The sequence below is a fragment of the Microbacterium sp. WCS2018Hpa-23 genome (genome assembly GCF_031843845.1).
Classification (GTDB): Bacteria; Actinomycetota; Actinomycetes; order Actinomycetales; family Microbacteriaceae; genus Microbacterium.
The window spans coordinates 97873-109675 of sequence record NZ_JAVTIZ010000002.1 but is presented as its reverse complement, the minus strand read 5'-3'; the positions used below and the strand labels follow the sequence as shown (position 1 = coordinate 109675).

The 11803-nt window shown below is 70.8% G+C and carries 10 protein-coding genes; 9 read left to right on the top strand and 1 reads right to left on the bottom strand.

The annotated features are described in order from the left end of the window. The first annotated feature begins 245 nt into the window (after window positions 1–245). The 8 genes from RQG77_RS04075 to RQG77_RS04040 all read left to right on the top strand — a co-directional run bounded on the left by RQG77_RS04075 (window position 246) and on the right by RQG77_RS04040 (window position 9049). On the top strand, window positions 246–884 hold the full coding sequence (locus RQG77_RS04075) for a hypothetical protein (RefSeq protein ID WP_311243555.1): 639 nt from the start codon (window positions 246–248) through the stop codon (window positions 882–884). Window positions 885–1326: 442 nt separating this feature from the next. Beyond that, window positions 1327–1536 carry a hypothetical protein gene (locus RQG77_RS04070; protein WP_056313719.1) on the top strand — a complete coding sequence of 70 codons (210 nt, stop codon included), beginning with the start codon at window positions 1327–1329 and terminating at the stop codon, window positions 1534–1536. 66 nt (window positions 1537–1602) lie between these two features. Further along, window positions 1603–2868, top strand: coding sequence for a gephyrin-like molybdotransferase Glp (glp, locus tag RQG77_RS04065; RefSeq protein WP_311243554.1), 1266 nt, complete (start codon window positions 1603–1605; stop codon window positions 2866–2868). Then, on the top strand, window positions 2865–3593 hold the full coding sequence (locus RQG77_RS04060) for an NTP transferase domain-containing protein (protein WP_311243553.1): 729 nt from the start codon (window positions 2865–2867) through the stop codon (window positions 3591–3593). Before glp ends, RQG77_RS04060 begins: the two co-directional genes overlap by 4 nt. Then, window positions 3590–3874, top strand: a complete 285-nt coding sequence (locus RQG77_RS04055) for a DUF6457 domain-containing protein (protein WP_311243552.1) — start codon at window positions 3590–3592, stop codon at window positions 3872–3874. Before RQG77_RS04060 ends, RQG77_RS04055 begins: the two co-directional genes overlap by 4 nt. A 125-nt stretch (window positions 3875–3999) precedes the next feature. Further along, complete coding sequence (locus RQG77_RS04050) at window positions 4000–5391, top strand: MFS transporter (RefSeq protein WP_311243551.1); 1392 nt, start codon at window positions 4000–4002, stop codon at window positions 5389–5391. A gap of 2 nt (window positions 5392–5393) precedes the next feature. Continuing rightward, window positions 5394–6953, top strand: a complete 1560-nt coding sequence (locus RQG77_RS04045; RefSeq protein WP_311243550.1) for an FAD-dependent oxidoreductase — start codon at window positions 5394–5396, stop codon at window positions 6951–6953. After that, window positions 6950–9049: a molybdopterin oxidoreductase family protein gene (locus tag RQG77_RS04040; protein WP_311243549.1), complete on the top strand. Its 2100-nt coding sequence runs from the start codon at window positions 6950–6952 to the stop codon at window positions 9047–9049. The genes RQG77_RS04045 and RQG77_RS04040 overlap by 4 nt, the downstream gene beginning before the upstream one ends. A 56-nt stretch (window positions 9050–9105) precedes the next feature. Here the strand turns inward: RQG77_RS04040 and pheA are convergent, their stop codons facing one another. Then, window positions 9106–10056 carry a prephenate dehydratase gene (gene pheA, locus RQG77_RS04035; RefSeq protein ID WP_311243548.1) on the bottom strand — a complete coding sequence of 317 codons (951 nt, stop codon included), beginning with the start codon at window positions 10054–10056 and terminating at the stop codon, window positions 9106–9108. A gap of 62 nt (window positions 10057–10118) precedes the next feature. Between pheA and pgm the strand changes: the two genes are divergently transcribed. Then, window positions 10119–11762: a phosphoglucomutase (alpha-D-glucose-1,6-bisphosphate-dependent) gene (gene pgm, locus RQG77_RS04030; RefSeq protein ID WP_311243547.1), complete on the top strand. Its 1644-nt coding sequence runs from the start codon at window positions 10119–10121 to the stop codon at window positions 11760–11762. The last annotated feature ends 41 nt before the right edge of the window (window positions 11763–11803 follow it).

Sequence of the window (11803 nt, the reverse complement as noted above, 5' to 3'; positions counted from 1 at the left end):
CCACTTCACGGTGCGGCAGGCCGCGTCGGCGGGAATCGGCCGGGGTCGCGTCTCCGCACGCGATCTCGACCGACCTTTCCGCGGGGTGCGCTCGGTTGAGGCTGCGGAAACACCGCTCGAGCGGATCTCCGCGTTCGCGCCCCGTCTGCACCGTGGTCAGTTGATCGGCGGAGAGACGGCGATGCGGGTATGGGGGGTATCCGCATCCCGGCATCTGGAACGTCGAGGCACCGATCGTCGTGGTGGTGGCGACGGGTTCGGCGCGCGTCCGCAGCCGCGGCGTCACCGGCCGACGCCTGGCGGAGGGACGAGTCCATCCCTGGCGAATCGGCGAGCTCCCGCTCATCGATCCGGTGGCGGCTCTGTTCATGTGCGCCGCGACGTTGACCGACGGTCAGGTCGTCGTCGCTCTCGATGCACTGATCACTGCGGCTGACAACTATCCCGGTCTACGTGCGGCACGTCCGCCGTTCACCGTGATCGACATCGAGCAGCGCCTGCGGGATTGGGGCCGCTTCCCCGGTTCCCGACGAGTCCGCGATGCGCTTTCCCGCGCGCGCGAAGGAGTGGAGTCTCCGAAGGAGACCGAGACGAGGCTGCTCATCGTGGCCGACGGTCTTCCTGAACCCGTCGTGCAGCACGAGATCCACGAGAACGGCCTCTTCATCGCGCGGAGCGACATGGCCTATCCCGAACTCAAGATCGCGATCGAGTACGAGGGCGACGGCCACCGCACGAGCCGCGACCAGTGGCGACGTGACATCCAGCGACAGCGCGAACTCGAGGACCACGGATGGATCGTCATCCGCGTGACCCAGCTCGACCTGGATGACGCACGACCGCTACTGGACCGCATCCGTCGCGCGATGGCATCCCGCCGCTGACCCTCACCATCTCCTTTTCCTCGCCGAACTCGAGCCGGGGCCGCGGGCCGGCAGGCGCCCAGGCGGGGCCACTTTCGCACCTCCGCCCAGGCGGGGCCACTTTCGCACCGGAATCGCTTACCAGCAATGCGAACGTGACCCCGCACACGTGTGCCATGCGAAAGTGACCCGGCACAGGTAGTGGGCGCACTCACGGATGACAAGGGCACTCACGAAGGTGCCCCGAACTCGCCCATCCCGATCCTCAAGGGCCTGCGGTTGGGGCCAGTTCCGCATCTCGACTCGTGCGCGGGGTCACTTCCGCACCCTCGTCACCACTTCACGATGCGCTTTTGACCCCGCACAGGCGCCCGGTGCGAAAGTGACCCCGGGCCCCCGCGTCAAGGGCTGGTATTCCGGTGCGCCTGGGCGTAGCGTCACGAGCAACGGAAGGGGTTCGATGATGAGCACGACCAAGACCCTGGCACTCTGGGTGGCTTATGGCACGAACGGTGTCGCAGGCAGCATCCGACACGATGATGAGGGGTACACCGTCGTCATGGCGGGTTCCGATGCGGCGACGGGTACCTACCCGAATCTCGCGTCGGCGAAGGGCGCGCTGCACTCGCACATGTCGCCGGGCAGTGCCTGGCCCATGTTCCGCGAGCACTGACCCAGAAGGGGAGTGCGGGGCGCAACGGTCGCGGGGTCACGCCCGCGACCGTCGTACGCTGACTTCATGCGTATCGCCCCTCTTGCCGTGACTGCCGCCATGCGGACGGTCGACGAGCATCTCGCGATGGTTCTCGCCGCGACGGTGGCCCGGTCGGACGAGTCCGTGCGGGTCGACGACGCCCTGGGCCGCACCCTCGCCGAGCCGGTGCGCGCCCGAGTGGATGCGCCGCTGTTCGACAACTCCGCGATGGACGGATACGCCGTGCGATACCCGGACGTGGCCGCGGCGACAGCTGCGCATCCCGTCGCACTGCGGGTGATCGCCGATCTGCCTGCCGGGTCGACCGCCGAGCCCGAGCTCGGCGCGGGCGACGCGGTCCGGATCATGACCGGTGCCCCTGTTCCCCGTACGGCGACCGCGGTGGTCCCGTTCGAGCACACCAGAGACGGCCTGCAGGGCATCGACGCGCCCGCGGTGGTCACCACCGCACCCGTCCGCGAGGGAGCCCACATCCGCCGCCGGGGCGAGGAGCTGCGAACGGATGCCGAGGTCTCCCCCGCCGGCACCGTCGTCGGCCCGCTGCAGATGACGGCCTTCGCGGTGGTCGGGGTCGACTCCATCGTCGTGAGGCGTCGCCCCCGCGTCGCCGTCATCTCGACGGGCAGCGAGCTCGCGCCCGCCGGCGGGACGTTCGCGCACGGCCAGATCCCCGAGTCCAACTCGGTGCTCCTGTCATCGCTGTGCACGCAGGCGGGTGCCGAGGTCGTCTCGGTCGAGACGGTGACGGACGAGGATGCCGCGTTCGAGGCGCTGCTCGAACGCGCGGTCACCCGATCCCGCGCTGACGTCGTGGTCACCTCGGGCGGGGTCAGCGCCGGCGCCCATGAGGTCGTCAAGAATGTGCTGCGCGATCGCATCGAGTTCGTCGCCGTGGGCATGCAGCCGGGCAGGCCGCAGGCGTTCGGCCGCCTCGACGACACCCTGGTCTTCGGCCTCCCCGGCAATCCGGCCAGCGTCGCCGTCTCGTTCGAGGCCTTCGTGCGTCCGGCTCTGCTCGCTCTTCAGGGTCGCGAGGGGCTGCACCGCCCAGTGCTCCGCCTCGCTACCACGACCGGCTGGCGCAGCCCGGCCGGGCGACGGCAGTACGTGCCCGTGACGCTCGACCGCTCGGATCCTGCCGCCTGGTCTGTGCGGCCGGCGTCCGCGGACGGGTCGTCCGGGTCGCACCTGGCTGCCGGGCTGGCGCGAGCGGACGCCTACGCCGTCGTTCCCGAAGGCGTATCGGCGGTCGCCGCGGGCGACCTCGTCGACGTGATGCTGCTCTCGTGAGTCCGACATCGGATGCCGCGCCCGCACGGCCCGCAACCCCACGGATCGCAGCGATCATCCTCGCGGGCGGTCGGGCCTCGCGCCTCGGCGGCGCGGCCAAGCCGCTGCTCGACATCGACGGACGCACCCTGCTCGACCGGGCCGTGGCCGCCGTCGCCGACTGCGAGCCGATCGTCGTGGTCGGCCCGCCTTCGCCCCTGCAGGCCGACGTCGTGTGGGCACGGGAGACGCCCTCATTCGGAGGCCCCGTGGCGGGCATCGCCGCCGGCCTCGCCCTGATCGACAGCGCCGAGGTCTACGTCCTCGCCGCCGACCTGCCGAACGCCGAGGCGGCAGTCGCGGTGCTGCGGCAGCATCCGCCGCTCTCCACTGACGACAAAGACGACACCGGCGACGGCGCCGGCAACGGCAACGACACCGACACCGACACCGAGAACGCGAATCACGACGGCCTCTGCCTGACCGACGCCGCGGGAGGGATGCAGTGGCTGCTCGGCCGCTATCGCACCGCTTCGCTGCGCAGGGCCGTCGCCGCGCTGCCCGATTCGGGGCGCGGCGCCTCGATGCGCGCGCTGCTCGCAGACCTCGCCCTCACGACGCGTGCGGCCGGTGACCTGGCGATGGACGTCGACACGTGGGACGAACTGGAACGTGCCCGCGCGATGATGTCGACGCACCGCCGCGACGACGCGATCGCGAGTGCATCCGACGAGGAGACGACATGACAGACAACACGCAGCATCTTCCGGTCGAGGCCCTCGAGGACTGGACCACCGCCGCCTGCGCAGCCCTCGACATCGATCGCGAGTCGGTCGACATCGCACTGCTCCTCGACCTCGCCCGCGATGTCGCGCACGGCGTCGCACGCCCCGCCGCACCGCTCAGCGCCTATCTCGCGGGACTCGCCGCCGGCCGCGCCGGCGGCAGCCGCGAGGACACCGCTGCGGCAGCCGCGACGATCACCGCACTCGCCGCGACCTGGCGCGCCGACGACCAGGATTCCTGAAGTTCTCTCATCGACGACCTCCCCGATGTGATCGAGAAGTAATCGTCCGGTAATCGCACTCGTGCGGCCCCGCAACATCGGCCGCCTACGTTCAGAGCATTCACCTCTCGAACGCAGGAGCCGCGATGTCCCAGATCACCGGAAGAAGCAGCGTCGACACCCACGCCGTGACCCTCACGCGCCGCCCCGGCCGGTGGATCGACGGGTGGAATCCCGAGGATGCGACCTTCTGGGCATCCGAGGGCAAGGCCATCGCCCGACGGAACCTCGGCTGGTCGATCTTCGCCGAGTTCCTCGGCTTCATCATCTGGCAGCTGTGGAGCATCGTCGTCGTGCTGCTCCCCGCCGCAGGGTTCACGCTGAGCACCACGGAGTCGTTCTGGCTGATCTCGCTGCCGAGCCTCGTCGGTGCGACGCTGCGGTTCCCGTACACGTTCCTCGTCGCTCGCTTCGGCGGCCGCAACTGGACCATCGTCTCGGCGCTGCTGCTGCTCATCCCGGCGATCCTGCTCGGCATCGTCGTGCAGGACCCGGAGACCCCGTTCGGCGTGCTGCTCGCGGTCGCGGCCCTCGCCGGCTTCGGCGGCGGCAACTTCGCGAGCTCGATGGCGAACATCACCTACTTCTTCCCGCAGAAGGAGAAGGGATGGGCGCTCGGACTCAACGCCGCAGGCGGAAACCTCGGCACCTCGGTCGCCCAGCTCTCGGTGCCGATCGTCGTCTCGGTCACCGCCGCGTTCACCTTCAACCTCTCGCTCGCGGGGTGGATGTGGGTGCCGCTGATCCTCGTGGCCGTCTGGGGCGCGTGGCGCCACATGGACAATCTGTCGTCCGCCAAGGCCGACTTCGCCGGCGCGGCAGCCGCACTGCGTGAACCGCACCTCTGGGTGCTGTCGCTGCTCTACATCGGCACCTTCGGGTCGTTCATCGGGTTCTCCAGCGTCTTCCCGAAGCTCATCGCCGACACGTTCCCCGAGTTCTCCACCTTCCAGATCGGCAGCGCGTCGCTGTCGCTCGCGTTCCTCGGAGCTCTCGTCGGCTCGCTCGCCCGCCCCTACGGCGGAAAGCTCGCCGATCGGTTCGGCGGAGCACGCATGACGATCGCCGCGTTCTCGCTCATGATCGTGGGGGCGCTCTCGCTGCTCGTCACCCTGGAGGCGAACAGCTTCGCCCTCTTCCTCGGATGCTTCCTGCTGCTGTTCATCGCGGCAGGCGTCGGCAACGGCGCGACCTACCGGATGATCCCCAACGTCTTCGCCGCCCGAGGCGCCGCGACCGCGGGTGATGCGCTCGCCGTCAGCACCCAGCGCAAGGGCGCCGCCGCCCTCGGTCTGATCTCGGCGATCGGGGCCTACGGCGGATTCGTGATCCCGCAGGTTCTCGCCGCCGCGAAGAGCGGCACGGGCTCGTACGCACCGGCGTTCGGCGGATTCGTCGCCGCCTACGTCGTGCTGCTCCTGATCACGATCTTCGTCTACGCGATACCGCGCCCCTCCCTCGCCGGACACCGGATCTGATCATGCCCGAGCGCATCGTCGTCATCGGAGCAGGGCCCGTCGGCATCCGGTTCGCCGAGGAGCTCCTGCCCCTGGTGGCCGAGGGCAGGGCGACGGTGACCGTGCTGGGCGCCGAGACGGCAGACCCGTACAACCGGGTGCTGATCGCCGAACTGGCGGTCGGCGAAGCGACCGCCGCCGAGTTGACCCTGGCGACCGCATCCGCCCTGCCCGGGGTGGACCTGCGCCTGGGAGCCCGCGTGGTGCGGATAGACCGGGATGCGCAGACGGTCGAACTCGCCGACGGATCGGCGATCGGCTACGACCGGCTCGTCTTCGCGACGGGCGCGCGCTCGATCATCCCCTCCCTCGACGGGCTCGAGACGCTCGGCCCAGACAGCACCGGGCTCGACACCCGGCTCACCGCGGGTGTCTGCGTGCTGCGCGACCTGTCGGATGCCGAGCAGGTGCGCGCGGTGGTCGACAGCGGCGGCCGTGTCGTGGTGCTGGGCGCCGGCGTGCTCGGGATCGAGCTCGCGATGCTGCTCGCAGACGCCGGTGCGATCCCCTCGGTCGCGCACTTCGGTCCGATGCCGATGCCCCGCCAGCTCGATCGCGGCTCGGCCTCGATCCTGTCGACCGCACTGGCCTCGGCCGGCGTCACCCTCGTGCCGCACACCCGCGCCGAGGGCGTGATCGGCGTCGAGGGCGACGACGGCATCCGCCGGTTCCGAGCCCTCGCCAGCTCCGACGGCAAACGCATCGAGGGAGACCTGCTCGTGCTCTCGTGCGGAGTGCGGGCGCGCACCGAGCTCGCCGAGGCGGCGGGGCTGCGCGTCGGCAACGGGGTGCTCGTCGACGCCTCGCTGCGGTCGTGGTCGGATCCGCGCATCCACGCGATCGGCGACTGCGCGCACGTCGCCGACCCCGCCGAGTTCCTGCACGAGCGCCAGGTGCCGGGCGGGCCCGCAGGCCTCGTGGGCCCCGGATGGCGGCAGGCGAGCTGGCTGGCCGCGTCGATCACGGCCGAGCTCGACAGCGCCGAGCACGACGGTGTCGACGAGCACCCGGGCGAGTACACCGACGAGCATCCCGGCGTCGTCGTGCTCAAGGGCGAGCTGGTCGACATCGCCTCGGCCGGAGACGTCTCGGCCGATCCCTTCGCGCCCGTCCCCGCCGGGGAGGACGCCCCCGGCGTCGCGGTCTGGGCCGATCCCGAGCACGGCACGTACGTCAAGATGGCGACGCGCGACGGCATCCTCACCGGCTTCGTGGCGGTCGGGATGCCGCGGGCCGCCGCCGAGCTGAGCGTGCTGTATCTGCGGGGCGGCGAGCTGCCCGCCGACCGGTCGCTGCTGCTGCGACTCGACGACCCCGACGCTGACGCGGTGGCACCCGCCGGCCGCGACGCGACGCTGTGCATCTGCAACGCGGTCACCGTGGGGCAGATCGAGGATGCGATCGACGACGGCTGCTCGTCGGTCGCGGCGGTCGGCGACTGCACCCGCGCCGGCACGGGATGCGGTGGATGCCGCGCCAGGATCACCGAGCTGCTGCACGCCCGCGCGGAGGCCGTCGCATGACCGACACCCACTGCCCCTACTGCGCGCTGCAGTGCGCGATGACGCTGACCCCGACCGCCACGACCACGACCGCTGCGACGCCCACCGCTGACCGCACGGCCCTGCCGGTGACCGTCGCCGGGCGTGACTTCCCCACCAACCGCGGGGGCCTGTGCAAGAAGGGCTGGACCTCGGCCGAGCTGCTCGCCGACACCGGGCGCCTCACCACTCCCCTGGTGCGCGGGGACGACGTCGAGCTGCATCCGGCAGAGTGGGATGCCACGCTCGACCTGATCGCCGCGAAGCTGCGACGGATCGCCGCCGAAGACGGCCCCGACGCGGTCGGCGTCTTCGGGGGTGGCGGCCTCACGAACGAGAAGGCCTACCAGCTCGGCAAGTTCGCCCGCATCGCGCTGCGCACCTCGCGCATCGACTACAACGGCCGCTTCTGCATGTCGTCGGCCGCGGCCGCCGCGAACCGCTCGTTCGGCATCGACCGCGGCCTGCCGTTCCCGCTGACCGATCTCGACACCGCCGAGACGGTGCTGCTGCTGGGTTCGAACGTCGGAGACACGATGCCGCCGTTCGTGTCCCACCTGCAGGGCGCCAGGGCTCGGGGCGGTCTCATCGTCGTCGACCCGCGGCGGAGCTCCACCGCCCGGCTCTGCGCAGACGGCGCGGGCATCCACGTGCAGCCGGTGCCCGGCAGCGACCTCGCCCTGCTGCTGGCGCTGACGCACGTCGTGATCGCCGAAGAGCTGTTCGACGACGGGTATGTGCGGCAGCGCACCTCGGGCATCGAGGCGCTGCGCCAGTCGGTGTCGGCGTGGTGGCCCGAGCGCGCCGAGACCGTCACAGGGGTTCCGGCTCGGAGCATCCGCGAGCTCGCGCGCACGCTGGCCCGCTCCGACTCGACGTACATCCTCACCGGTCGCGGCGTCGAGCAGCATGTCGACGGCACCGACACCGCGACCGCCGCCATCAACCTCGCTCTGCTGCTCGGGCTGCCCGGCACGCCCGGCTGCGGCTACGGCACGCTCACGGGGCAGGGCAACGGACAGGGCGGACGCGAGCACGGGCAGAAGGCCGACCAGCTGCCCGGCTATCAGTCGATCAGCGACCCGACGGCGCGTGCGTCCGTCGCGGCTGTCTGGGGTGTCGACCCTGACGACCTGCCCGGGCCCGGAGTGCCGGCCGTCGAGCTGCTGCAGAGCGCCGGCCTGCCCGGTGGCGTGCGGGCGCTGCTCGTGCACGGCTCGAACGTCTTCGTCTCGGCGCCGAACGTCTCCACAGTGCGTGAGGCGCTCGGTCGACTCGATCTGCTCGTCGTGTCGGACTTCTTCCTCTCCGAGACCGCGAAGGCCGCCGACATCGTGCTCCCCGTGCTGCAGTGGGCCGAGGAGGAGGGCACGATGACCAACCTCGAAGGCCGGGTGCTGCGCCGCCGTCGGGCCGTCGACGCCCCCGCCGGAGCCCGCAGCGAGCTGTGGATCATGGCCGAGCTCGCCCGACGTCTCGACGCCCCGGGCACCTGGAGCCTCGACCCGTCAGAGGTGTTCGACGAGCTCGCCCGGGCGTCTGCCGGGGGCCGCGCCGACTACTCGGGCCTCAGCCATGCGCTGCTCGACCTCGGCATCGAGGCGCACTGGCCCTTCCCCGTGGGCAGCCTCGGGACCCCGCGCCTGTTCGCCGACCGCTTCGCGCACGCGGACGGGCGGGCGAAGCTCGTCGCCGTGCGGGCGCGTTCGCATCCCACGGCGAGCGCGGATCGGCTGAACCTCGTCACCGGACGCCTGCTCGAGCAGTATCAGAGCGGTGCGCAGACCCGCCGCATCCCCGAGCTCACCGAGAAGCGCCCGGCCCTCGTGGCACAGCTGCACCCCGCCACGGCCCGCCGGCACGGGATCGGCGAGGGCGACGGCATCCGCATCTCGAACTCCCGCGGCGCACTGCAGGCGCGGGCCGAGCTGACGCACGACATCAGGCCGGACACGGTGTTCCTGCCGTTCCACTACCCCGATGCCGAGAGCGCCAACCTGCTCACCAGCGACCAGGTCGATCCGCACTCGGCGATGCCGGAGTTCAAGCGGGCGCTGGTGCAGGTCAGAGCTGTCTGAACCGGCCGGCGACCCGGCTTGCCCGTGTCAGGTGGCCGCGTGTCAGGTGGCGCGTGTCAGGCTTCGGGTTCGCCAGACAGGATGCCGCGCAGCCAGTCGCGCGCCTCGACGAAGATGTCGTCGGCGTAGCGCTCGGGATACTGCACTATCTGCCGGTCGGCGCGCGGGTACGAACCGAGGAACACCACGCGGGGGCTGAACCGGCGGATGCCGAGCAGGGCGTCGGCCATGCGCTCGTGCTCGATGTGCCCGTCTGCGTCGAGCACGAACCGGTACCGGCCGAGTTCGTCGCCGATCGGACGCGACTGGATGAGCGAGAGGTTGATGCCGCGGGTCGAGAACTGCTCGAGCATCTCGAGGAGCGAGCCGGGGTGATCGTTGGGCAGCTCGACGATCAGCGAGGTCTTGTCGGCGCCCGTGGGGGCCGGTGCCGTGGTGGTGCGGGTGACGAGCACGAAGCGCGTGACGGCCTGAGCGTTGTCGCCGATGTCCTCGGCCAGCACATCGACATCGAGGTGCTTCACAACACCGGGAGCGGCGATCGCCGCCTGCGCGGGAAGAGCGCCGTCGAGCATCCCGACCGCCGAGGCGACGTTGCTCGCCGCGGGTACGTGCGAGTGCGTCGGCAGATGCTCTCCGAGCCAGCTGTGGCACTGCGCGTAGGCCACGGGGTGGGCCGCGATGATCTGCACGTCGGCCAGCGTGGTACCGCGGGGAGCCACGAGCACGAAGTTGACCGGCACCAGGTACTCGCCGACGATCCGCAGGCCGGGCAGCGTGGCCAGTGCATCCTGCGTAGTCGAGACGCCGCCCTCGACCGAGTTCTCGATCGCGATCATGGCGGCATCGCTGCGGCCCTCGAGCACGTCGGCGAGCGCCTCGCCGACGTTGTGCACGGCGCGCCAGTCCTGTCCGCGCGCCTCGGCGACCTGTTCGAGCGCCGCTTCGGTGAACGTTCCGGCAGGGCCGAGATAGCTGTAGGTGCGGCGTTCAGTCACGCGTTTCACCTTAGGGCAACTCCGAGCGCGCAGAAGATGCGCGGATGCCGAGATGGGGGCAGACTGTCTGCATGACGAGCCGTGCCGGTCTACCAGCCGAAGAATCCGATCTGATCGATGTCGATGAACTGATCGCCGCCTATTACGACCGCGTCCCGAATCCGGAGGTCGCCGCCGAACGCGTCGCCTTCGGCACCAGCGGGCACCGCGGCTCCTCCCTCTCGAACAGCTTCAACGAGAACCACATCCTGGCGACCACCCAGGCGATCGTCGATTACCGGGCGGGCCAGGGCATCACCGGCCCACTGTTCCTCGGTCGCGACACCCATGCCCTGTCGCTGCCGGCCGAGCGCAGCGCCATCGAGGTGCTGGTCGCGAACGGCGTCGACGTGCGGGTGGACTCGCGCGACTCGTGGGTTCCGACGCCCGCACTCAGCCACGCCATCCTCACCTTCAACCGCGACCTCGCCCCGGATGCTCCCGGCCGCGCCGACGGCATCGTCGTCACCCCGTCGCACAACCCGCCCCGCGACGGCGGCTTCAAGTACAACCCGCCGCACGGTGGACCGGCCGACACGGATGCGACGGGCTGGATCGCCGACCGCGCCAACGAGCTGATCGCCGGTGGACTTGTCGACGTGAAGCGCGAGCGCTTCGCCGACGTCGACTGGGATGCGGTTCCCGGCTACGACTTCCGTGACGCCTACGTGCGGGACCTCGCGACGATCATCGACATCGACGCGATCCGCAACGCCGGCGTGCGCATCGGCGCCGACCCGCTGGGTGGAGCCTCGGTCGAGTACTGGGCGCTCATCAAGGAGGTCTACGACCTCGACCTCACGGTCGTGAACCCCGAGGTGGACCCGACCTGGCGCTTCATGACCCTCGACTGGGACGAGAAGATCCGCATGGATCCGTCATCCCCCTCGGCGATGGCCTCGCTGGTCGCCAAGAAGGGCGACTACGACGTCCTGACCGGAAACGACGCGGATGCCGACCGCCACGGCGTCGTCACCCCCGACGCCGGGCTGATGAATCCGAACCACTACCTCGCGGTTGCGATCGACTACCTGTTCTCGCACCGGGCCGAGTGGCCGCGCGACGCCGCGATCGGCAAGACCCTCGTGTCGTCGATGATCATCGACCGCGTCGCCGAGTCGCTCGGACGCCGCCTGCTCGAAGTGCCGGTCGGCTTCAAGTGGTTCGTCCCGGGACTGCTCGACGGATCGGTGGCGTTCGGCGGCGAGGAGTCGGCCGGAGCGTCGTTCCTGCGTAAGGACGGCACCGTCTGGTCGACCGACAAGGACGGCATCCTGCTGTGCCTGCTCGCGGCCGAGATCATCGCCGTGACGGGCAAGACCCCGTCGGAGCGGTACGCCGAGCTGGAGCAGGCGTTCGGCGCCTCCGCGTACCAGCGCGTCGACGCCCCGGCCACGCCCGCGCAGAAGGCGACGCTGGGCAAGCTGGCGCCGGATGCCGTCTCGGCGACGGCCCTCGCGGGCGAGGAGATCACCGCCAAGCTGTCGCATGCTCCCGGAAACGGCGCGGCGATCGGCGGACTCAAGGTGCAGACCGAGCACGCGTGGTTCGCCGCCCGCCCGTCCGGCACGGAAGACGTCTACAAGCTGTACGCCGAGAGCCTGCGCGGCCCCGAGCACCTCGCCGAGGTGCAGGCCGAAGCCCGCGCCGTGGTGTCGGCTGCCCTCGGCGGCTGAGTCGGTTTCCGCGGCTCGGCTTCGGTTCGGGGCGCGTAGCG